The sequence below is a fragment of the Blastococcus sp. SYSU DS0539 genome (genome assembly GCF_054050855.1).
The window spans coordinates 183,578-204,649 of the sequence record NZ_JBJHAF010000006.1; the positions used below are offsets into that span (position 1 = coordinate 183,578).

20 protein-coding genes, 1 pseudogene and 2 riboswitches are annotated in these 21,072 nt (G+C 76.0%); of the genes and pseudogenes, 13 read left to right on the forward strand and 8 right to left on the reverse strand.

Annotation, left to right across the window (positions count from 1 at the left end):
* The first annotated feature begins 9 nt into the window (after positions 1 to 9).
* Entirely contained in the window at positions 10 to 1,530 is a 1,521-nt protein-coding gene (locus tag ACI790_RS10015; RefSeq protein WP_456569635.1) for an acetyl-CoA hydrolase/transferase family protein, read from the forward strand.
* Between the two features lie 15 nt (positions 1,531 to 1,545).
* Here ACI790_RS10015 and ACI790_RS10020 read toward each other — a convergent pair whose 3' ends face one another.
* The 3 genes from ACI790_RS10020 to ACI790_RS10030 form a co-directional block, all read right to left on the reverse strand.
* On the reverse strand, positions 1,546 to 1,791 hold the full coding sequence (locus tag ACI790_RS10020; protein ID WP_456569636.1) for a hypothetical protein: 246 nt from the start codon (positions 1,789 to 1,791) through the stop codon (positions 1,546 to 1,548).
* Positions 1,773 to 1,961 (reverse strand): hypothetical protein, encoded by a 189-nt coding sequence (locus ACI790_RS10025; RefSeq protein WP_456569637.1) that lies wholly within the window; start codon positions 1,959 to 1,961, stop codon positions 1,773 to 1,775. The genes ACI790_RS10020 and ACI790_RS10025 overlap by 19 nt, the downstream gene beginning before the upstream one ends.
* 232 nt (positions 1,962 to 2,193) lie before the next feature.
* Entirely contained in the window at positions 2,194 to 2,658 is a 465-nt protein-coding gene (locus ACI790_RS10030; protein ID WP_456569638.1) for an SRPBCC family protein, read from the reverse strand.
* Between the two features lie 59 nt (positions 2,659 to 2,717).
* On the opposite strand from ACI790_RS10030, the gene ACI790_RS10035 reads away from it, so the two are divergent.
* From ACI790_RS10035 to ACI790_RS10045, 3 genes are read left to right on the forward strand one after another with little or no spacing between them, the layout of a single operon-like run.
* Positions 2,718 to 3,152: a DUF1622 domain-containing protein gene (locus ACI790_RS10035; RefSeq protein WP_456569639.1), complete on the forward strand. Its 435-nt coding sequence runs from the start codon at positions 2,718 to 2,720 to the stop codon at positions 3,150 to 3,152.
* The gene (locus ACI790_RS10040; protein ID WP_456569640.1) at positions 3,149 to 3,496 is read left to right on the forward strand and encodes a DUF1622 domain-containing protein; all 348 of its coding nucleotides are present in this window, start codon (positions 3,149 to 3,151) and stop codon (positions 3,494 to 3,496) included. Before ACI790_RS10035 ends, ACI790_RS10040 begins: the two co-directional genes overlap by 4 nt.
* Positions 3,497 to 3,549: 53 nt before the next feature.
* The gene (locus ACI790_RS10045) at positions 3,550 to 4,401 is read left to right on the forward strand and encodes a DUF1028 domain-containing protein (RefSeq protein ID WP_456569641.1); all 852 of its coding nucleotides are present in this window, start codon (positions 3,550 to 3,552) and stop codon (positions 4,399 to 4,401) included.
* Between the two features lie 13 nt (positions 4,402 to 4,414).
* On the opposite strand, the gene cobN is transcribed toward ACI790_RS10045, so the two are convergent.
* Entirely contained in the window at positions 4,415 to 8,032 is a 3,618-nt protein-coding gene (gene cobN / locus ACI790_RS10050; RefSeq protein ID WP_456569642.1) for a cobaltochelatase subunit CobN, read from the reverse strand.
* A gap of 56 nt (positions 8,033 to 8,088) precedes the next feature.
* A riboswitch (cobalamin riboswitch) is annotated at positions 8,089 to 8,148 on the reverse strand.
* 144 nt (positions 8,149 to 8,292) lie between these two features.
* Between cobN and ACI790_RS10055 the strand changes: the two are divergent.
* The 6 genes and pseudogenes from ACI790_RS10055 to ACI790_RS10080 form a co-directional block, all read left to right on the forward strand.
* A pseudogene (locus tag ACI790_RS10055) lies at positions 8,293 to 8,376 on the forward strand (DUF4383 domain-containing protein); the annotation flags it as partial.
* Positions 8,377 to 8,495: 119 nt separating this feature from the next.
* The gene (locus ACI790_RS10060; RefSeq protein ID WP_456569679.1) at positions 8,496 to 8,711 is read left to right on the forward strand and encodes a hypothetical protein; all 216 of its coding nucleotides are present in this window, start codon (positions 8,496 to 8,498) and stop codon (positions 8,709 to 8,711) included.
* A gap of 11 nt (positions 8,712 to 8,722) precedes the next feature.
* Positions 8,723 to 9,892 carry a precorrin-3B synthase gene (locus tag ACI790_RS10065; RefSeq protein WP_456569643.1) on the forward strand — a complete coding sequence of 390 codons (1,170 nt, stop codon included), beginning with the start codon at positions 8,723 to 8,725 and terminating at the stop codon, positions 9,890 to 9,892.
* 140 nt (positions 9,893 to 10,032) lie between these two features.
* The gene (locus ACI790_RS10070; protein ID WP_456569644.1) at positions 10,033 to 10,653 is read left to right on the forward strand and encodes a precorrin-8X methylmutase; all 621 of its coding nucleotides are present in this window, start codon (positions 10,033 to 10,035) and stop codon (positions 10,651 to 10,653) included.
* On the forward strand, positions 10,650 to 12,146 hold the full coding sequence (locus ACI790_RS10075; RefSeq protein ID WP_456569645.1) for a precorrin-2 C(20)-methyltransferase: 1,497 nt from the start codon (positions 10,650 to 10,652) through the stop codon (positions 12,144 to 12,146). The genes ACI790_RS10070 and ACI790_RS10075 overlap by 4 nt, the downstream gene beginning before the upstream one ends.
* A 35-nt stretch (positions 12,147 to 12,181) precedes the next feature.
* Positions 12,182 to 13,417 (forward strand): MFS transporter, encoded by a 1,236-nt coding sequence (locus tag ACI790_RS10080; protein WP_456569646.1) that lies wholly within the window; start codon positions 12,182 to 12,184, stop codon positions 13,415 to 13,417.
* Here ACI790_RS10080 and ACI790_RS10085 read toward each other — a convergent pair.
* Positions 13,306 to 14,082: a flavodoxin family protein gene (locus ACI790_RS10085; RefSeq protein WP_456569677.1), complete on the reverse strand. Its 777-nt coding sequence runs from the start codon at positions 14,080 to 14,082 to the stop codon at positions 13,306 to 13,308. The genes ACI790_RS10080 and ACI790_RS10085 overlap by 112 nt on opposite strands.
* 5 nt (positions 14,083 to 14,087) lie before the next feature.
* On the reverse strand, positions 14,088 to 14,825 hold the full coding sequence (locus tag ACI790_RS10090) for a cobalt-precorrin-6A reductase (RefSeq protein ID WP_456569647.1): 738 nt from the start codon (positions 14,823 to 14,825) through the stop codon (positions 14,088 to 14,090).
* Positions 14,826 to 14,950: 125 nt separating this feature from the next.
* On the opposite strand from ACI790_RS10090, the gene ACI790_RS10095 reads away from it, so the two are divergent.
* Positions 14,951 to 16,042: a cobalt-precorrin-5B (C(1))-methyltransferase gene (locus ACI790_RS10095; RefSeq protein WP_456569648.1), complete on the forward strand. Its 1,092-nt coding sequence runs from the start codon at positions 14,951 to 14,953 to the stop codon at positions 16,040 to 16,042.
* Here ACI790_RS10095 and cobM read toward each other — a convergent pair.
* A complete protein-coding gene (gene cobM, locus ACI790_RS10100; protein ID WP_456569649.1) occupies positions 16,039 to 16,782 on the reverse strand; it encodes a precorrin-4 C(11)-methyltransferase in 744 nt (247 codons plus the stop codon). The two genes, ACI790_RS10095 and cobM, sit on opposite strands and share 4 nt — an antisense overlap.
* On the reverse strand, positions 16,779 to 18,011 hold the full coding sequence (gene cbiE / locus ACI790_RS10105) for a precorrin-6y C5,15-methyltransferase (decarboxylating) subunit CbiE (RefSeq protein WP_456569650.1): 1,233 nt from the start codon (positions 18,009 to 18,011) through the stop codon (positions 16,779 to 16,781). Before cbiE ends, cobM begins: the two co-directional genes overlap by 4 nt.
* Before the next feature lie 47 nt (positions 18,012 to 18,058).
* Positions 18,059 to 18,189: riboswitch (cobalamin riboswitch) on the forward strand.
* 29 nt (positions 18,190 to 18,218) lie between these two features.
* Between cbiE and ACI790_RS10110 the strand changes: the two genes are divergently transcribed.
* A complete protein-coding gene (locus ACI790_RS10110; protein ID WP_456569651.1) occupies positions 18,219 to 20,363 on the forward strand; it encodes a putative cobaltochelatase in 2,145 nt (714 codons plus the stop codon).
* A complete protein-coding gene (cobO, locus tag ACI790_RS10115) occupies positions 20,363 to 20,977 on the forward strand; it encodes a cob(I)yrinic acid a,c-diamide adenosyltransferase (RefSeq protein WP_456569652.1) in 615 nt (204 codons plus the stop codon). The genes ACI790_RS10110 and cobO overlap by 1 nt, the downstream gene beginning before the upstream one ends.
* The last annotated feature ends 95 nt before the right edge of the window (positions 20,978 to 21,072 follow it).

Genomic DNA, 21,072 nt, shown 5'->3' on the forward strand with positions numbered 1-21,072 from the left:
CCCGCGCCCATGCCAGGACACGGCCGCATCCAGCACGCGGAGCTGGCCCGCAGGGTCGTGCCCGCGGACGCCGCGGCCGCCCTCATCGGCCCCGGCGACACCGTCGGCATGAGCGGCTTCACCGGCGCCGGCTACCCGAAGGTGGTGCCCGAGGCGCTCGCCCGCCGGATCGGCGCCGCCCACGCGGCCGGCGATGCCTTCCGCGTCAACGTCTGGACCGGCGCCTCGACCGCTCCGGAGCTCGACGGCGTGCTCGCCGCGGCCGACGGCGTGGACCTACGGCTCCCCTACCAGTCCGACCCGGTCACCCGCGCGAAGATCAACGCCGGGGAGATGGACTACCTGGACGTGCACCTGTCGCACGTCGCCCAGCTGGCCTGGGAGGGGTTCCTCGGGCCGCTGGACGTCGCCGTCGTCGAGGTCAGCGGGATCACCGCCGGCGGCGACCTCGTGCCGTCGTCCTCGATCGGCAACAACAAGACCTGGCTCGACCGCGCCGAGCGGGTGATCCTCGAGGTCAACTCGTGGCAGAGCGCCGACCTCGAGGGCATGCACGACATCTACTACGGCACCGCGCTCCCGCCGCACCGGCTGCCCATCCCGCTCACCGGGCCGGCCGACCGGATCGGCACCCCGTACCTGCGGTGCGCGCCGGAGAAGGTCGTCGCGGTGGTCGAGACGCACGCCCCCGACCGCAACAGCCCGCTGGCCGCGCCCGACGAGACCTCCCGGCGGATCGCCGGTCACCTGGTGGAGTTCCTGGAGCACGAGGTCGCCCGGGGGCGCCTGCCCGAGGGGCTGCTGCCGCTGCAGTCGGGGGTGGGCAACGTGGCCAACGCCGTCCTGGCCGGCCTGGAGAGCTCCCGGTTCGAGGGGTTGTCCGCCTACACCGAGGTGATCCAGGACGGGATGCTGGAGCTGCTGGACTCGGGCACCCTGTCGGTGGTCTCCGCGACCGCCTTCTCCCTGGGCCCCGACGCCGCCACGGCGTTCAACGACTCGGCCGCCGCCTACCGCGACCGGATCGTGCTGCGGCCGCAGGAGATGAGCAACCACCCGGAGATCGTCCGGCGCCTCGGGGTGCTCGCGATGAACGGGATGATCGAGGCCGACATCTACGGCAACGTCAACTCCACCCACCTGATGGGCAGCCGGATCCAGAACGGCATCGGGGGCTCCGGCGACTTCGCGCGCAACGCCTACCTCTCCTTCTTCCTCAGCCCGTCGACGGCCAAGGGCGGCGCGATCTCGTCCATCCTGCCGATGGTGTCCCACGTCGACCACACCGAGCACGACGTGCAGGTGCTGGTCACCGAGCAGGGGCTGGCCGACCTGCGCGGGCTCTCCCCGCGGCGGCGGGCGCGCGCGGTGATCGCGCACTGCGCGCACCCGGACTACCGCCCGCTGCTCGAGGACTACCTGGAGCGCGCCGACCGCGGGGCCTACGGCCGGCACACCCCGCACCTGCTCGCCGAGGCGCTGAGCTGGCACACCCGCTCCCTGGAGACGGGGTCGATGCTGCCGGGCTGAGCACCGCCGGCGGGCTCAGGCGTCGACCTCCTCGTGGGTGTTGACCCCGGGGATCCGGCGCACCGAGCCCCAGCCGAACCGCGCCACCAGCAGCGCGGCGCCGGCGAGCGAGCCCAGCCCGTCGCGGACCAGGTCGCCGTTGGTGTCGTCGTTGCCCTCGGACAGCGCGGTGCCGGACCAGGCGTCGGACCGCCACTCGTAGATCTCCCAGAGCGCGCCGACCGTGACGCCGAGCGCCGCCGTCACCACGGCGATGCCCACGTAGTGCCGCAGGTGCGTCTCGTCCCGGGGTCCGGGACGACGTCGAGCCGGGCCAGCGCGATGTAGACGACCGGGGCGGTGAGCATCGGCAGCGAGAAGTGCACCAGGTCGTCGAACCGGACGAACCTGTCGTAGAGCCCCCACACCTCGCCGAACCCCTGCAGCGCCATGCCGAGGGTGACCGACAGGTCGTAGATCCGCGGCAGGGTTCACCGCTCGCGCCACGAGCGTGACCGCGCCCATGACGGCGAGCACCGCGGCCGCGCCGGCGTCCCTGGCGACGGCGTACCAGACGGCTCCGCCCAGGAGGGCCAGCCGCAGCACGTCGATGCCGTCCCGGACGACCGGCGTCCAGTCCCCGAGCAGGAGCCTGCGCGTGTCCACCGTCGGCGACCGGGTCGATCAGCCGGACTCGGCGATCCGCTTGATCGCCGTCAGGGTCGCCGGGATGCCCTCGTGCGCCTGGCGGGTCCGCATGGCGATCTGCTCCTGGGCGGCGTCCCCGTAGCGCTGCGCGAACATGGCCAGCCCGTCGGGCAGGAACGCCCACGACTCGGTGAGCTCCGTCCCGCCGTCGACGGGGGCCAGGGTGAAGCTCCAGTGCACGAAGGACCCACCGACGACCCAGGCGAACTCCCGGCCGCGCTCGGCTGCGACCACCTGCGAGCGCGTCTCCCAGGTGCGCTCCGGGGTCACGTTGCGGCCGGTGAACCAGTCCCCCACCGCGCCCGAGGCGCCCTCGTCCCACCAGCAGGCGGCGCAGACGGGGCTCCACTCGCCGGTGCGGGTGACGTCGGAGACCAGGTCGTAGAGGTCCTCCGGCGACGTCGCGACGGTGATCGACCCGGAGTGCCGTAGCTCGCTCACCGGGGAAGTCTCGCAGTCGTCATGCGTGGTCGCTCGGACGGCCCGGGTATGCGCGCCGCGTGGAAGAGCTGTTGCAGGAAGTCGTCAACGTCCTGGTCGTGATCGTGGAGGCGTGCGGCGCCGCGGTGATCATCGTGGGGGCCGTCTGGGCCTTCATGCGCTTCGTGTGGATGGGCCTGCGGCACCGGAGCGCCCACGGCTTCGTGCCGGTCCGGCTGACGCTGGGGCGGTTCCTCGCCCTGGGCCTGGAGTTCCAGCTGGCCAGCGACGTCCTGCGCACCGCCGTTGCCCCCAGCTGGGAGGAGATCGGGCAGCTCGCCGCCATCGCCGCGATCCGGACGGTGCTGAACTACTTCCTGGGCAAGGAGATCGCCGAGGAGCGCCGCCAGGTCGAGGAGGACCGCGACCGGCCGTCCGACGCCGGCGGGGGCATCTCGACGGCGGGCGGCGCGGACCAGGGCACGTCGACGCCGCGCACCGGGCGGGCGGGGTGAGCTCGACGCTGGCCGCCGTCACCGGTGCCGCCGCGGAGCTCGTCGCCGGGGCGGCGGTGATCAGCGCCCTGGTCGCCCTGGGCGCCACCCGCCGTCCGGCGCTGGCCCTCGGCATCCTGCTCGACCTGCTGGTCGCCGCCGGCATCCTCCGGCTGATCGGGAACCCCGGCTGGCAGTCGATCGCCACCGCGGCCGCCGTCATCGCGCTGCGCCACCTGGTGGGCTACGGCCTGCGGCTGGGGGCGCACTCCTGGGCGGAGGCCCGCGGCGCCCGGCCCGGGCGGCCGGCCCGGTGGTACGACGAGACGGCCCGTCACCTGATCCGGCCGGCCTGGCGGCAGTGACGGCAGTCCGGGTCCGCAGCGCCGGGCCGGACGGGGCTGGCTAGGGTCCGTCGGTGACCTTCTCCATCGTCGGGCGGTCTCCCGACGGCACGGCGCTCGGCGTCGCGGTGGCCAGCAAGTTCCTCGCCGCGGGCGCCTACGTGCCGGCTGCGGCCGCCGACGCCGGTGCGCTCGCCACGCAGGCGCACGTCAACCTGGAGCTGCGCACCCGCGGCATCGAGCTGCTCCGCGAGGGGGTGGGGGCCGCGGACCTGCTGATCCGCTTCTTCGCCGGCGACCCGCAGCGCGACCAGCGGCAGGCCGGCGTGGTCGACCGCGACGGCGCGGCCGCCACCTTCACCGGTGACCGCGCGCAACCCTGGGCCGGGGGGCGCACGGGCGAGGGCCCGGAGGGGTCCTTCGCCGCGCAGGGCAACCTCCTCGCCGGGCCCGAGGTGGTCGACGCGATGGCCGGCCGCTGGCTCGCCACGGCCGCCGAACCCTCGCTGGCCCGGCGGCTGGTCGCCTGCCTCGCCGCGGGCCAGGACGCCGGTGGCGACCCGCGCGGGAAGCAGGCGGCGGCGGTGCTCGTGGTGTCCGCGGGCGCAGGCTACGGCGGCCTCGGCGACGTCGTCGTCGACCTGCGCAGCGACGACTCCGCCGAGCCCATCGGCGAGCTCGCCCGGATGCTCGACCTGCACGACCTCTACTTCGGCTCCACGCCCGCCGACGAGCTGCTGCCGTACGACGACGCCCTCGTCGGCGAGCTGCGCGCGCGCCTGGCGGGTACCGGCTACGCCACCGGGGACGTGCAGCGCGACCTCTACGACTGGATGGGCCGGGAGAACTTCGAGGAGCGCTGGCACGACGGCCGGCTCGACCCCGTCGTCCTGGCCCACCTGCAGGCCACCACCGGGCTGCCCTGACCCGCCCGAGGCGTCAGGCGCGGCCCGCCTGGGCGGCGGCCGGAGCCTCCCCGCCCTCCAGGTCGCCCTCGGTGTCGAGGTAGGCCTGCTGCAGCTCGGCGAGCAGGGCGGGGTCGGGCTCGGCCCACATCTTCCGGTCCACCGCCTCGAGCAGCCGCTCGGCGATGCCGTGCAGCGCCCACGGGTTCGACTGCTCCAGGAACGCCCGGTTCTCCGGGTCGAGCACGTAGGTCTGCGCGAGCGTCTCGTACATCCAGTCGGCCACCACGCCGGTGGTGGCGTCGTAGCCGAACAGGTAGTCGACGGTGGCGGCCAGTTCGAAGGCGCCCTTGTAGCCGTGCCGGCGCATGGCGGCCAGCCACTTGGGGTTGACGACCCGGGCCCGGAAGACGCGGGCGGTCTCCTCGGTGAGCGAGCGGGTACGCACCGACTCGGGCCGGGTGGAGTCGCCGATGTAGGCCGCAGGGGCCGAGCCGGTGAGCGCGCGGACCGTGGCCACCATGCCGCCGTGGTACTGGAAGTAGTCGTCGGAGTCGGCGATGTCGTGCTCGCGGGTGTCGACGTTCTTCGCTGCCACCGCGATCCGCCGGTAGGCGGCCTCCATGTCCGGCCGGGCCTGCACACCATCCAGGTCCCGGCCGTAGGCGTAGCCGCCCCAGACGGCGTAGACCTCGGCGAGGTCGGCGTCCCCGCGCCAGTTCCGGCTGTCGATCAGTGACAGCAGACCGGCGCCGTAGGCGCCCGGCTTGGAGCCGAACACCCGGGTGGTGGCCCGCCGCCGGTCGCCGTGGGCCGCCACGTCGGCGTCCACGTGGGCCTTCACGAAGTTGACGTCGGCCGGCTCGTCGAGACCGGCGACCAGGGTGACCGCGTCGTCGAGCATGGTGACCACGTGCGGGAAGGCGTCCCGGAAGAAGCCGCTGATCCGCACGGTGACGTCGATCCGCGGCCGGTCCAGCTCGTCCAGCGGGACCGGTTCCAGCGCGGTGACCCGCCGCGACGCCTCGTCCCACACGGGCCGGACGCCGAGCAGCGCCAGCACCTCGGCGACGTCGTCGCCGGAGGTGCGCATCGCCGAGGTGCCCCACACCGACAGCCCGACCGAGCGCGGGTACTCGCCGGTGTCGGCGCGGTACCGGTCGACCAGCGACTCGGCCATCGCCTGCCCGGTCTCCCACGCCAGGCGGGAGGGCACCGCGCGCGGGTCGACGGAGTAGAAGTTCCGGCCGGTCGGCAGCACGTTGACCAGCCCGCGCAACGGCGAGCCCGAGGGCCCGGCCGGCACGTAGCCGCCGTCGAGGGCGTGCAGCGTGGCGTCCAGCTCGTCGGTGGTGCGCGCCAGCCGCGGGACGACCTCGTCGACGGCGAAGCGCAGGACGGCGGCCACCCGCTCGTCCTCGCGGTCGAGCACCTGCCGGACGACGTCGTCGACGGCGTCGGCGGTCCAGCCGCGCTCCTCCATCCCCGAGACCAGCGCCTCCGCCTGCGCCTCGACGGCGTCGGTGGCGGCGAGCCCGGCGGTGCCGTCCTCGGCCAGCCCGAGCGCCTCCCGCAGACCGGGCAGGGCGACCGAGCCGCCCCAGATCTGCCGGGCGCGCAGCATGGCCAGGACCAGGTCGACCCGGTTCTGCCCGCTCGGCGGGGTCCCGAGGACGTGCAGCCCGTCGCGGATCTGGGAGTCCTTGATCTCGCAGAGCCAGCCGTCGACGTGCAGGATCATCTCGTCGAAGTGGTCGTCCTCCGGCCGCTCGTTCAGGCCCAGGTCGGCGTCGAGCTTGGCCGCCTGCAGCAGGGTCCAGATCTGCGCCCGGACCGCGGGCAGCTTCGCCGGGTCCATCGCCGCCACGTTGGCGTGCTCGTCCAGGAGCTGCTCGAGCCGGGCGATGTCGCCGTAGGAGTCGGCGCGGGCCATCGGCGGCACCATGTGGTCGATCAGCGTGGCGTGCGCCCGGCGCTTGGCCTGGCTGCCCTCGCCGGGATCGTTGACCAGGAACGGGTAGATCAGCGGCAGGTCGCCGATGGCCGCGTCCGGACCGCAGGACGCGGACAACCCCACCGTCTTGCCCGGCAGCCACTCCAGGTTCCCGTGCTTGCCGACGTGCACCAGCGCGTGCGCGCCGAACACCGACCGCAGCCACCAGTAGGCGGCCAGGTAGTGGTGCGACGGCGGCAGGTCGGGGTCGTGGTAGATCGCGATCGGGTTCTCGCCGAAGCCGCGCGGCGGCTGCACCATGACGACGACGTTGCCGGCGCGGAGGGCGGCGAAGACGATGTCGTCCCCGTCCACGAACAGGGAGCCGGGGGCCTCGCCCCAGTGCTCCTCCACCGCCTCCCGCAGGTCCGCGGGCAGGGTGTCGAAGAAGGCGCGGTACGTCGCCGCGGGGATGCGGACGGGGTTGCCGCTGAGCTGGTCCTGGGTCAGCCAGTCGGCGTCCTGGCCGCCGGCGGCGATGAGCGCGTGCACGAGCGCGTCGCCGTCCAGGTCGGCGACACCGGGCAGCGCGTCCGGGCCGTCGAACGGGCCCAGGTCGTAGCCCTGGCCGGCCATCGCGGCCAGCAGCCGGACGACCGACGCCGGGGTGTCCAGCCCGACGGCGTTGCCGATGCGGGCGTGCTTGGTCGGGTAGGCGCTGAGCATGACCACGATCCGGCGCTCGGCCGGCGGGGTGTGCCGCAGCCGGGCGTGCGCGACGGCGGTACCGGCCACGCGGGCGGCCCGCTCGGGGTCGGCGACGTAGGAGGTCAGGCCGTCGTCGTCGGTCTCCTTGAACGAGAAGGGCACGCTGATCAGCCGGCCGTCGAACTCCGGGATCGCCACCTGGTTGCCGACGTCGAGCGGCGAGAGGCCGTCGTCGTCGGCCAGCCACTCCGCCCGGGAGCGGGTGAGGCACAGCCCCTGGACCACGGGGACGTCGAGCTCGGCCAGGGCGCCGATGTCCCAGGCGCCGTCGTCGCCACCGGCCTGGGCCGTGGCCGGCCGGGAGCCGCCGGCGGCGAGGACGGTGACGACGAGGGCGTCGGCGCCGCGCAGGGTGTCGAGGAGGCCGGGGTCGATCGAGCGCAGACTGGCGGTGAACACCGGCAGCGCCTGCCCGCCGGCGTCCTCGACGGCCGTGCAGAGGTCCTCGACGAACGCGGTGTTCCCGGCCAGGTGGTGCGCCCGGTAGTAGAGGACGGCGATCCGCGGGCCGGTCGTCGTCCGGGCGGTGCGGTCCAGCAACCCCCAGTCGGGGGCGACCGACGGGGGCTCGAACCCCTCTCCGGTGAGCAGCACCGTGTCGGACAGGAAGCGGTGCAGCTGGACGAGGTTGTCCGGCCCGCCCTGGGCGAGGTAGCCGTGCGCCTCGGTCGCCACGCCCATCGGCACGGTCGACAGCTCCATCAGCTCGGCGTCGGGCACCTGCTCACCGCCCAGCACGACCACCGGGACGGCCCCGGCCAGCAGCGGCGCGAGCATCTCCTCGTACTGCCGCCGGACGCCGAGGATGCGGACGACGACGAGGTCGCTTCCCTCGACCAGCGCGGCGACGCCGTCGGCGCCGAGCCGGACCGGGTTGCCGGGGCGCCAGCCGGCGCCGCTGGCCCGGGCCGACAGCAGGTCGGTGTCGCTGGTGGAGAGCAGGGTGAACACGGCGACGCCGCCTCCCTCGGGGTCCGCGCCCCGGTTCGCTGGGCACGGCAGCCGAAGTGTCTGGCTCACCCGAAGGCTCACAGTGGCGGGACCGCACCGGATTCGCACCGGCTTCCTCGCTGCACTGCCGTGTAGTGGCCTGGACGCTACCGCGAGCCGTGCGCGCGCCGAGGCAGTACCCACCGATCGCATCCGAACGGTGCGCCGGAGGGGAAGCTATCGCCGCCGCCGTGCGCGGACCGCGCATCGCCTCGACGGTCATGATCGTCGTCGGCGTGCTGTTCCTGGTCTCGGCGCTGGTGAACCTCGCCGTGCTGGAGACCGACCTGAACTTCCTGGCGTTCCGGTTCGCCAACGTGGTCTTCTCCGTCGTCGCCGGTCTGGTGCTCCTGATCCTGGGGGCCTACGGCCGGGTGAGCGGAACCTGCCGGCCGACAGCCCCTACGCCCACCCTGCCGAGAACGTGGACGAGGACGACGTGGACGACGGGTTCCCCTCGACCCCGGCGGAGTTCGCCGCCGAGCGGGCGATGCGGGACGCGGAGTTCGCCGTCGTGCAGCACACCGCGACCCCGGACCAGCAGCGCCGGGTCGCCGCCATGGCGGACGCGCGGAGCCGGTCGGACCGCCGCCGCGTGTGGATGTCCTTCGACGCCGGGAGGCCGGGCACCGGGAAGTAGCCTTCCCCACCATGACCGTCCCGGCGCCCGTCCGTGACCGCGCGGACGCCTGCCCGGGCGCGCTGCAGACGCACGCGGCCGCCGACGGCGCCCTCGCCCGGGTCCGGGTGCCCGGTGGTGCGCTCACCGTGGCGCAGCTGCGGGTCCTCGCCGACGCCTCCCGCGAGCTGGGCGACGCCGCGCTGGAGCTCACCAGCCGGGGCAACGTGCAGCTCCGGGGTCTGGCGCCGGGATCCGCGGCCGAGCTCGGCGACCGGCTGGCCGCCGCCGGCCTCCTGCCGAGCGCCACGCACGAGACGGCCCGCAACGTGCTGGCCAGCGTGCTCAGCGGCCGGGTCGGCGGGCTGCTGGACGTGCGCCCCTGGGTGCCGGCCTTCGACACCGCGCTGTGCGCCGATCCGGCTCTGGCGGAGCTACCCGGCCGCTTCCTCGCCGCGTTCGACGACGGCCGCGGCGACGTCGCGGGGCAGGCGCCGGACGTCGGGCTGCTCGCCCTCGACCAGGGGACGGTGGCGCTGCTCCTGGCCGGCGCCGACAGCGGGCTGCGGTCCTCACCCGCGGACGCCGTCGCGCTGGCGCTGGCGGCCACCCGCGCGTTCGTGGCCGAGCGCCGGGCACAGGGCGGCACCGCGTGGCGGGTGTCCGAGCTGGCGGCGGGGCCGGCGCGGATCGCCGCCGCGGTGGGCGGACCGCGCTCCGCGCCCGTCCCGGTCCCGGCCGCACCCCCGACCGGGCCGGCCGGGGCGCTGCGGCAGGACGACGGGCGGACGGCGCTGGTCGCGGTGGTGCCGCTCGGCCGGCTGACGGCCGACCAGGCCGACCTCCTGGCGGGCACCGCGGCGACCGGGGTGCAGCTCACCCCTTGGCGGAGCGTCGTCGTCCCCGACCTGCCGGACGGCGCGGCCGCCGAGCCGCTCGCGGCGGCCGGGCTGGTGCTCGATCCGGGCAGCACCTGGCTGCGGGTGACCGCCTGTGCGGGCCGGCCCGGCTGCGCCAGGTCGCTGGCCGACGTCCGTTCCGACGCGGCGCGCGCGGTCGCCGGGGGCGCGCTCCCGGCGAGCGGCGCGCGCCAGCACTGGGCCGGGTGCGGCCGCCGCTGCGGCCGCCCGTCCGGCGACGTGGTCGACGTGATCGCGACCGGCACCGGGTACCTGGTCGAAGGCGCCGGCTCCCCCGCCTGACCGGAGCGCACGCCTCGGCCCGGAGGCGGTGTCGAGCCTCCTCGTGGATCTGCGGACAGGCGTTTGAGGGCGACACCGGGCCCGACGGCCGCCGTTCCCCACCGCAGGCGCCCCATCGACGGGACGTAGCCTCCTCGCCGATGTACGACTACGAGAAGGACGGCGCCGAGATCTACCGGCGGTCGTTCGCCACCATCCGTGCCGAGGCCGACCTCGCCGGCCTGCCCGCCGACGTCGCCCAGGTGGCGGTGCGGATGATCCACGCCTGCGGGCAGGTGGACCTGGTCGGCGACGTCACCCACTCCCCCGCGGTCGTGCAGCGGGCCCGCGAGGCATTGCACGCCGGCGCGCCGGTCCTCTGCGACGCCCAGATGGTCGCCAGCGGCATCACCCGCCGGAGATTGCCGGCCGACAACGACGTCGTCTGCACGCTCCACGACCCGCGTACCCCCGGCCTCGCCGCCGAGCTCGGCACCACCCGCACCGCCGCCGCCCTCGAGCTGTGGCGGGACCGGCTGGACGGCGCCGTCGTCGCCATCGGCAACGCGCCCACCGCCCTGTTCCACCTGCTGGAGATGGTCGCCGCCGGGGCACCGCGGCCGGCCGCCGTCATCGGCATCCCGGTCGGGTTCATCGGCGCGGTGGAGTCCAAGGAGGCGCTGGCCGCCTCCGACCTCGAGCACCTGGTCGTCCACGGCCGGCGCGGCGGCAGCGCGATCACCGCGGCGGCCATCAACGCGATCGCGAGCACCCAGGAGTGAGCGGCCGCCTCTACGGCGTGGGCCTCGGCCCCGGCGATCCGGAGCTGGTCACGGTCAAGGCCGCCCGGCTGATCGGCGCCGCCGACGTCGTCGCCTTCCACGCCGCCCGGCACGGGCGGTCGGTCGCCCGCGCGCTGGCCGAGCCCTATCTGCGCGAGGGCCAGGTCGAGGAGCTGCTCGTCTACCCGGTCACCACCGAGACCACCGACCACCCCGGTGGCTACCAGGGCGCGATCGACGAGTTCTACGAGGCGGCCGCCGCTCGGCTCGCCGCGCACCTGGACGCCGGCCGCGACGTCGTGGTGCTCGCCGAGGGCGATCCGCTCTTCTACGGCTCCTACATGCACATGCACAAGCGGCTGGCGCACCGCTACCCGACCGAGGTCGTCCCCGGCGTCACCAGCGTCAGCGGCGCGGCCGCCGCCGTCGGCCGGCCGCTGGTCGAGCGCGACGAGGTGCTCACCGTGCTGCCCGGCACGCTGCCGGCCGACGAGCTCGCCGCGCGGCTGGCCGCCACCGACTCCGCCGCCGTCATGAAGCTCGGCCGCACGTTCCCGCAGGTGCGCGAGGCGTTCGACCGGGCCGGCGTCCTCGACCGCGCCCTCTACGTCGAGCGGGCCACCACCGACCGCCAGCGCTGCCTGCCGCTGGCCGACGTCGACCCGGTGAGCGTCCCGTACTTCTCCCTCGTCCTGCTGCCCAGCCCGCTCACCCCGCAGGTCGTCGAGCCGTTCCAGCCGTCCGTCGAGGCCACCCCGGACGGTGAGGTCGTCGTCGTCGGCCTCGGCCCCGGCGCGCGGAGCTGGACGACCCCGGAGGCCGCTGAGGCGCTGGCCTGCGCCGACGACCTCGTCGGCTACGGCCCCTACCTGGACCGGGTGGCCGTCAACCCGCGCCAGACCCGCCATCCCAGCGACAACCGCGTCGAGGCCGACCGCGCCGCCCACGCCCTGGAGCTGGCCCGGTCCGGCCGCCGGGTGGCGGTCGTCTCCAGCGGCGACCCCGGTGTCTTCGCGATGGCCGCCGCGGTGCTGGAGGTTGCCGAGCGGCCCGAGTTCGCCGGCGTCCCGGTGCGGGTCGTACCCGGTCTCACCGCCGCCCAGGCGGTGGCCTCCCGGGTCGGCGCTCCGCTGGGCCACGACTTCTGCGTGATGTCCCTGTCCGACGTCCTGAAGCCGTGGGAGGTCATCGTGGACCGGCTGCGGCACGCGGCCGCCGCCGACCTGGTCATCGCCCTCTACAACCCGCGGTCGAGGCACCGCCCGCACCAGCTCGGCGAGGCGCTGCAGGTGCTGCTGGAGATCCGCGCACCGGAGACCGTGGTCGTCGTGGGCCGCGACGTCGGCGGGCCCGAGGAGACCGTCCGGGTGACCACCCTCGGCGCGCTGGACCCGGCGACGGTGGACATGCGCTGCCTGGTGCTGATCGGCTCCTCGCAGACGAGGGTCACGCCCTCGGGCGGCGTCTACACCTCCCGCCGCTACCCGCGCTGACCCGCCGGGCGGGAATGCCCGGGAGATCGTTGCCCTTGCCCACCTTCGTGGCCCCACCGACGCTCTCCCGGACCCCCGCGTTCTGGACCACCGCCGGGCTGCTCCTGCTCGTGCTCGCCGCGTCCGGCGTGCCGACGCCGCTGTACCGCGTCTACCAGGAGCAGTTCGGCTTCGGCCCGGGCATGCTGACGACCGTCTTCGGCATCTACGCGCTCGCCCTTCTGGCCGCGCTGCTGGTGGTGGGCGGGTTGTCCGACCACGTCGGCCGCCGGCCGGTGCTGATCGGCGGGTTGCTGCTCCAGGCGGCGTCGATGGGGGTCTTCCTCGCCGCGGACAGCGTCGGCTGGCTGCTGGCCGCCCGCGTGATGCAGGGGCTGTCCATGGGCGCCCTGACCGGGACGCTCGGCGCCATGCTGCTGGACACCCAGCGCCCAGGGCGTCCCCTCGGCGCGCTGGTCAACAGCGCCGGCCCCGGCGTCGGGCTGTCCGTGGGCGCGGTCGGCGCCGCACTGGTCGTCGAGTACGTGGCCACCCCCACCCGCTGGGTCTTCACCGTCCTGACGGCCGTCCTGCTGCTGGCCGCGGCGGTGGTCGCGCTGCTGCCCGAGACCTCCCCGCGGGCCCCTGGCGCGCTGCGCTCGCTGCGGCCGACGGTCCGGGTGCCCCGGCCCCAGCGCCCCGCCTTCCTCGCCGCGGTGCCGGCCATGGTGGCGGCCTGGGCCCTCGGCGGGCTCTACCTGTCCCTTGGCCCGTCGCTGGTCGCCTCGGTCTTCGGCATCGAGGACCACCTGGTCGGCAGCCTGCTGGTGCTGGCCATGCAGGGCACGGCCGCCCTCGGCGCCGTGCTGGGCCGCAACCTCCCCCCGGAGCGCGCCATGGTCGCCGGCGCGGCGGTGTTCGCCGTCGGCGTCACCGGGACGATCGCCGCCCTGCTCACCGCCCAGGTGGCGGTCCTGTTCAGCTCCGCGGTGGTCTCCGGCCTCGGGTTCGGCCTGGCGTTCCTCGGCGCCGTCGCGACCGCCAGCGCGGGCGTCGCCCCCGCCGAGCGGGCCGGGCTGCTGTCGAGCGTCTTCGTCGTCGGCTACCTCAGCTTCAGCATCCCCGCGGTGATCGCGGGCTCGGCCACGGCGGCGGTGGGCCTGGAGACGGTCACCGAGATCTACGCCGCGGTGCTCGTCGTCCTGGCGCTGCTGGCGATCGCCGGGGTGCGGCTGCGTCGCCGGCGCGCCGGGCTGCCCGGGAGCGCGACGGCGGAGCGGCTGCCCGCCTGACCGCCGGTCAGCGCCCGGCGTACGGGGTCGCCTTGAGTGCCCGCGCAGGTGGGCGGCGTTCTCCGCCAGCGTCGCGGTCGTGGCGGCGACGGCCTCGGGGGTCTCCTCCAGGTCCAGGTAGTCGGTGCCGCCCATCGCCTGGTCGTTCCAGTAGGTCGACCCCTGCGCCGGGATGGTGGAACCGATGTCGTCCAGGCCCTGGAACAGGTCGGCGACGATCTTGTGCGCGCCGTCCTCGTTGCCGACGACGGACACCACCGCCACCTTGCCGGTGACCAGCGGGCGGCCGGACCCGTCGGTCTCCGACAGCTGCCGTCCAGCCGCTCCAGCACCCGGTGGGCCACGCTGCTCATGTGCCCCACCCAGGTGGGGGTCGAGACGATCAGGATGTCGGCGGCCATCATCCGCTCGCGGATGGCGGGCCACTCGTCGCCCTCCCCCATGTCCACCTCGACGCCGGGCGGCAGCACGCTCGAGTCGACGACGCGCACGACGTTCCCGGTGACGCCGTGCTTCGCCAGTTCCGCCAGCACCTGCCGGGCGATGAGGTCGCTGCTCGACGGGGCGGGCGAGCGCTTGAGGCTGCAGGCGAGGGCCAGGGCGCGGAGCGGTGCGCTTCCGGTCATGCCCGTGACCTGCCCCCCGCGGCCGGGAACGCCACACATGACGATCAGATCGCGCACGACCGGACCCACGCCACCGCCGCCGGCACCGTGTCCACCACCGGCACGCCGGGCGGCAGCGGCGGACGGCGGACCAGCACGACGGGCAGCCCGAGCTCCCGCGCGGCGGTGAGCTTCGCCGCCGTCATCGCGCCGCCGCTGTCCTTGGTGACGACCACCTCGACGGCGTGCTCCCGCATCAGCGCGCGCTCGTCCGCCACCTCGAACGGTCCGCGGGCCAGCAGCACGGTGACCCGGCGCGGCAGCGGGGGCGCCGGTGGGTCGACCGAGCGCACCAGGCAGTGCCCGGGGACGTCGGCGAACGCGGCGAGCCCCTGGCGGCCGGTCGTGACGAACACCGACCCGAAGCCGGCCACCGCGTCGGCGGCGCCGGCCAGCGAATCGACCCAGCGCCAGTCGTCGTCCGGTCCGGCCCTCCACCCGGGGCGCTGCAGCCGCAGCAGCGGGGTGGCGGTGATCGCGCAGGCCCCGGCCGCGGCGGCCGTCATCCCGGCCGCGAACGGGTGCGTCGCGTCGACCACCGCTGCGGAAGGCGCCTCCCGCAGCCACGCCACGAGCCCGGCGACCCCGCCGAAGCCGCCGATCCGCACCCGGCCCGGCGGCAGCGCCGGCTCGGCCACCCGCCCGGCCAGCGAGCTGATCACGTCGAAACCGGCCCTGGCCAGCGCCGCCGCCAGCCGCCGTCCCTCCCCGGTGCCGCCGAGCACCAGCACCCGCCCGGTCACGCGCGGCGCTCCTGCCGGGACCCGCCCCGATACGCCTGCCGGCGGCATCGGCCACACCGATTCCCGCGCTCGTGCGCATCCGGGCGGTCGCGACCGCCCGCGAGGCCGCCGTGCATGCTGGACCCGTGACGACGGCGGAGCGCACGGAGGGCACCGGCCTGCGCTCCGGCTGGACCACCGGGGCCTGCGCCACCGCCGCGACCACCGCCGCCTACACCGCGCTGCTCACCGGCGAGTTCCCCGATCCGGTCACCATCGACCTGCCCAAGGACCGCCACCCGTCCTTCGCCCTGGCCACCGAACGGCTCGAGGACGGCGCCGCCACCGCGGGCGTGGTCAAGGACGCCGGCGACGACCCCGACGTCACCCACGGCGCGCTGGTCTCCGTCCGCGTGACCCACGGCGAGCCGGGCAGCGGCGTCACCTTCCGGGCCGGCGAGGGCGTCGGCACCGTGACCAAGCCGGGGCTGCCGCTGCCGGTGGGCGAGCCGGCGATCAACCCGATGCCCCGCCAGTTCATCCGCGCGCACGTGGCCGCGGTCGCCGCCCGGTCCGGTGGCGTCGGCGACGTCGTCGTCGAGGTGTCCGTCGAGCACGGCGCGGAGCTGGCCCGGCGCACCTGGAACCCGCGGCTGGGCATCCTCGGCGGCTTGTCCATCCTGGGCACGACCGGCGTCGTCGTCCCGTACTCCTGCTCGGCGTGGATCGACTCCATCCGCCGCGGCGTCGACGTCGCCCGGGCCGCCGGGTACGCGCACGTGGCCGCCTGCACCGGCAGCACCAGCGAGCGGGTGGCCGTCGAGGCCTACGGGCTGCCCGAGGACGCGCTGCTGGACATGGGCGACTTCGCCGGCGCCGTCCTGAAGTACCTGCGCCGCCACCCCGTCGACCGGCTGACCATCGCCGGGGGCATCGGCAAGCTCGCCAAGCTGGCCGACGGGCACCTGGACCTGCACTCCGGCCGCTCCCAGGTGTCCACGGCCTCGCTGGCGGCGATGGTCCGGGGAGCCGGCGGCCCGACCGATCTCGCCGAGCGGGTGCGCGCGGCCAACACCGCCCTCGACGCGCTGCAGCAGTGCCAGGCGGCCGGGCTGCCGCTGGGCGACCTGGTGGCCGCCGGCGCCCGGGAGACCGCGCTCGGCGTCCTGCGCGGCGCCCCGGTGGCGGTCGACGTGCTCGTGATCGACCGCGCGGGCACGGTCGTCGGCCGGGCCTAGCCCCGGCACCGCGTGGTCGAGTACAGGTGGCTGTCGGGGAACTCCCCGGCGGTGAGCACGGCCCCCACGATCACCACCGCGGTGCGGGTCACGCCGGCGGCCTCGACCTGGCCGGCGATGTCGGCCAGCGTGCCGCGCAGGATCAGCTCGTCGTCCCGGCTGGCCCGCGCCACGACGGCGACCGGGCAGTCCGCCCCGTAGGCGGGCACCAGCTCGGGCACCAGCGCGGCGATCCGCTGCACCGCCAGGTGCAGCACGAGCGTGGCCCCGGAGGCGCCGAGGGTGGCCAGGTCCTCCCCCGGCGGCATCGGCGTGGACCGCGCCGACGTGCGGGTCAGGATCACCGTCTGGCCGACGCCCGGGACGGTCAGCTCCCGCTTCAGCGAGGCCGCCGCGGCGGCGAACGCGGGCACCCCGGGGACGACGTCGTAGGGGACGCCGGCCGCGTCGAGGCGGCGCATCTGCTCGGCCATCGCGCTGTACACCGACGGGTCGCCGGAGTGCAGCCGCGCGACGTCCAGCCCGGCCTCGTGCGCGGCCACCAGCTCGGCGGTGATCTGGTCGAGGTCGAGCTCCGCGGTGTCGACCAGCCGCGCGCCGGCCGGTGCGGTGTCCAGCAGTTCGCGGGGCACCAGCGCGCCCGCGTAGAGGCAGACCGGCGCGCTGGCGATGAGCCGCGCGGCCCGCACGGTGATCAGGTCCGCCGCTCCCGGACCGGCTCCGATGAAGTGCACCGTCACGGCTTGACTCCTGACCAGATCGTCACGGGCATGGCCGGCCTCCAGCCGGTGAAGCCGCCGACCGGCGCGGCGTGCGCGACGCCGAGCCGCACCAGCTCGCCGCCGTGCCGGGCGTGGCGGTCGGCCAGCACCGCCTCGCTCTCCAGCGTGACCGCGTTGACCACCAGGCGCCCACCGGCGGGGAGCGCCGCCCAGCAGGCGTCGAGCACCCCGGGCACCGTCGCCCCGCCCCCGACGAAGACCGCGTCCGGGGCCGGCAGCCCGGCCAGCGCCTCCGGCGCCCGGCCTTCCACGACGCGGAGGTCGGGGACACCGAGCCGGCCGCTGTTGCGCGCGATCCGCGCGGCCCGCTCCGGAGAGCTCTCGACGGCGATCGCGCGGGACGACGGGTGGGTCCGCATCCACTCGATGCCGATCGACCCGGAGCCCGCACCGACGTCCCACAGCAGCTGACCCGGCACGGGGCACAGCCGGGCCAGCGTGACGGCCCGGACGTCGCGCTTGGTGAGCTGCCCGTCGTGCTCGTAGGCGTCGTCGGGCAGCCCCGGCGTCGTCGGCAGCGGCACGGCCCCCGGATCGGCGACCACCTCCACGGCGGTGACCACCAGCGGGTCGGTCTCCGTGTGCGGCCAGTCCGCAGCGGTGCCGGGGAACCGTCGCTCCCCCGGTCCGCCCAGCTGGGCCAGCGCGGTGATCCGGCTGCCGCCGGAACCCAGGGCGGTCAGGAGCGCCGCCACCGCGGCCGGGGTCGAGCCGTCGGAGCCCAGCACCAGGAGCCGGCGGCCCGGCGTGGCGTGCGGCGCGACGAGCTCCACCGGACGTCCGACGACGGAGACGACCTGCGTCTCCTCCACCGCCCAGCCCATGCGGGCGCACGCCAGGGTCACGGACGACGGGTGCGGTACCACCTCGACCGCCTCGGGGCCGAGCACGCGCACCAGCGAGGTGCCGATGCCCGACAACATCGGGTCACCGCTGGCCAGCACGACCACGCGGCGACCGGGGTGCTGCTGCGGGAGCGCGGCCAGCGCGGGGCCCAGCGGCGACGGCCACGGCACCCGCTCCGCGGTGACCGACGGCGGCACGAGCGCCAGCTGGCGGGCGCTGCCGCGCAGCACGTCGGCGGCCTCGATCGCCCGACGGGCCGCCGGGGAGAGCCCGTCCCAGCCGTCGGCGCCGACACCGACGACCACGGTCGGGCCGTCGGCGGGGGCATCGGGCGCTGGCACGGGCGCCGATCCTAGGGACGCGCCGCCCCCGCGTGACGGCGGCGGGGTGGTCGTGGTCTGATGACGCCGCCACACGCGACGGCAGTGGAGGAAGCCCGGTGAGATTCCGGCGCGGTCCCGCCACTGTGAGCCGGTTCTCCGGTCAGCCAGGAACTCCCGCCGTCGCGACCCGCCACCTCCGGGCGTGGACACCCGGGGAGAGGACGCGTGCCCCGTGCGCCGTATTCGCGCATGACCTATCCCTTCACCGCCGTCGTCGGCATGGACGACCTGCGCCTGGCGCTCCTGCTCAACGCCGTCTCCCCCGCCGTGGGTGGCGTGCTGGTGCGCGGCGAGAAGGGCACGGCGAAGTCGACCAGCGTCCGCGCGCTCGCCGCCGTGCTGCCCCCGGTCGCGGTGGTGGCCGGCTGCCGGTTCGGCTGCGACCCCGCCGCTCCCGACCCGGCCTGCCCGGACGGCCCGCACGAGCCCGGGACCGCCGCGCGCACCCGCCCGGCCCGGCTGGTCGAGCTGCCGGTCGGCGCCTCGGAGGACCGCCTCATCGGGTCGCTGGACCTCGAGCGCGCGCTCACCGAGGGCGTGAAGGCCTACGAGCCCGGCCTGCTGGCCGCCGCCCACCGCGGTGTCCTCTACGTCGACGAGGTCAACCTGCTGCACGACCACCTGGTCGACCTGCTGCTCGACGCCGCCGCGCTCGGCACCGCCTACGTCGAGCGGGAGGGCATCTCGGTGCGGCACGCCGCCCGCTTCCTGCTCGTCGGCACGATGAACCCGGAGGAGGGCGAGCTCCGCCCCCAGCTGCTCGACCGGTTCGGGCTCACCGTCGAGGTCGCCGCGCCGCGGGATCCGGCCGTGCGCGCCGAGGTGGTCCGCCGCCGGTTCGCCTCCGACGCCGACCCGGTCGGGTTCGCCGCCGCCTGGGCCGCCGAGGAGACGGCGCTCGCCGATCGGATCGCCGCCGCCCGTGCCCGGCTGCCACAGGTGGTGCTCTCCGACGCCGCCCTGCGCCAGGTCACCGCCGTCTGCGCCGCCTTCGACGTCGACGGCCTGCGCGCCGACCTGGTCACCGCCCGCGCCGCCATCGCGCACGCCGCCTGGTGCGGCCGCGACGAGGTCACCGAGGACGACGTGCGGGTCGCCGCCCGGCTGGCGCTGCCGCACCGCCGCCGGCGCAACCCCTTCGACGCCCCCGGCCTGGACGACGAGACGCTGGAGCAGGCGCTCGCGGACTCCCGCCCGGAGGACGGCGGCCCCGACGACGGCCCGCCGACCGACCCGGCCGGCGGGCCCGACGACGGCGGGCCCGACGACGGCGGGAGCCCGCCCGGCGACGGGAGCCCGCCTGGCGACGGGAGCCCCTCCGGCGACGGCAGCCCCGGCACAGGCGTGGGGAGCGATGCCCCCGGATCCGACACCGGGACGCAGGCGGAGCCTCCTGCGCCCGGGGCGGACCCGGGTGGGCCGCCGACGAGCGCCCCGCGCGGAGAGGGCGGCGGGCGCACCGACGCCGCCGCTGGCGAGCGCCCGGCGGTCGCGCCGTCGGACCCGTTCCGCACCCGCCGCCTCGAGGTGCCCGGCATCGGCGCCGGCGCGGCCGGCCGGCGGTCGCGGGCCCGCAGCGAGCGCGGCCGGGTGGTCGGCTCCACTCGCCCGGCGGGCGCCGTGACCCGGCTGCACCTGCCGAGCACCGTCCTGGCCGCCGCACCGCACCAGCTCGCCCGCGGCCGCACCGGCCCCGGGCTGCGCCTCGCGCGCGCGGACCTGCGCCAGGCGACGCTCGAGGGCCGTGAGGGCAACCTGGTGCTGTTCGTGGTGGACGCCAGCGGCTCGATGGGCTCGCGGGCCCGCATGGCCGCCGTCAAGGGCGCCGTCCTGTCGCTGCTGCTCGACGCCTACCAACGGCGGGACAAGGTCGGGCTGATCACCTTCCGCGCGGCCGCCGCGGAACTGGCCCTGCCACCCACCTGGTCGGTCGAGGCCGCGGCGGCCCGGCTCACCGAGCTGCCCACCGGCGGGCGCACGCCGCTGGCCGCCGGGCTGCTGCGGGCGCACGAGGTGCTGCGGGTGGAGCGGGTGCGCGATCCGCACCGGCGCCCGCTGCTGGTCGTGGTCACCGACGGCCGGGCGACCGGGGTCCGCGGCGGCGACCACCTCGGCGACGCACGGCGGGCGGCCGGGCTCCTCGCCGCCGACGGCACCGCCGCCGTCGTCGTCGACTGCGAGTCCGGGCCGGTCCGGCTGGGCCTGGCCGCGTCCCTGGGGCTCCGGCTCGGCGCGCAGACCCTGCGGCTGGAGGAGCTGGGCGCCGACGGCCTGGCGGCCACCGTCCGCGACGCCCGGAGGGCAGCCTGATGCCGCAGGGGCAGGTGCCGGTCACCCCGGACGACGGGCTCAGCACACGGCAGCGGCGGAACCGGCCGGTGCTGGCCGTGCACACCGGCGAGATGAAGGGCAAGTCCACCGCCGCCTTCGGGATGGCGATGCGGGCGTGGAACCAGGGCTGGTCGATCGCGGTCTACCAGTTCGTCAAGAGCGCCAAGTGGAAGGTCGGCGAGGAGAACGCGCTGACCGCGCTCGGCCGGCTGCACGGGCAGACCGGCGAGGGCGGGCCGGTGGTCTGGCACAAGATGGGCAGCGGCTGGAGCTGGTCGCGCCGACCCGGCACCGAGACCGACCACGCCGCCGACGCCGCCGAGGGCTGGGCGCAGATCAAGCGGGACCTCGCCGCCGAGGCGCACCGGTTCTACGTGCTGGACGAGTTCACCTATCCCCTGAAGTGGGGCTGGGTGGACGTCGACGACGTCGTCACGACCCTGACCGCCCGGCCGGGCAACCAGCACGTCGTCATCACCGGCCGGGACGCCCCGCCGGCGCTCGTCGCGGCCGCCGACCTGGTCGTGGAGATGGCCAAGGTCAAGCACCCCATGGACGCGGGCCAGAAGGGCCAGCGGGGGATCGAGTGGTGACCGTCTCGCGACCTGGCCGGGATGCCGCTCGACCGGCCGACCGGGCGGTCGTGGTCGGCCCCGGCGGCGTGTCCGCGCGTGTCGGCGACCGCAAC

Coding starts and splice junctions, on each gene's coding strand:
- ACI790_RS10015 (WP_456569635.1), top strand. CDS start 10: ATGCCAGGACACGGCCGCATCCAGCACGCGGAGCTGGCCCGCAGGGTC.
- ACI790_RS10025 (WP_456569637.1), bottom strand. CDS start 1,961: ATGGCGCTGCAGGGGTTCGGCGAGGTGTGGGGGCTCTACGACAGGTTC.
- ACI790_RS10065 (WP_456569643.1), top strand. CDS start 8,723: ATGACCGTCCCGGCGCCCGTCCGTGACCGCGCGGACGCCTGCCCGGGC.
- ACI790_RS10070 (WP_456569644.1), top strand. CDS start 10,033: ATGTACGACTACGAGAAGGACGGCGCCGAGATCTACCGGCGGTCGTTC.
- ACI790_RS10085 (WP_456569677.1), bottom strand. CDS start 14,082: ATGTGTGGCGTTCCCGGCCGCGGGGGGCAGGTCACGGGCATGACCGGA.
- cobO (WP_456569652.1), top strand. CDS start 20,363: ATGCCGCAGGGGCAGGTGCCGGTCACCCCGGACGACGGGCTCAGCACA.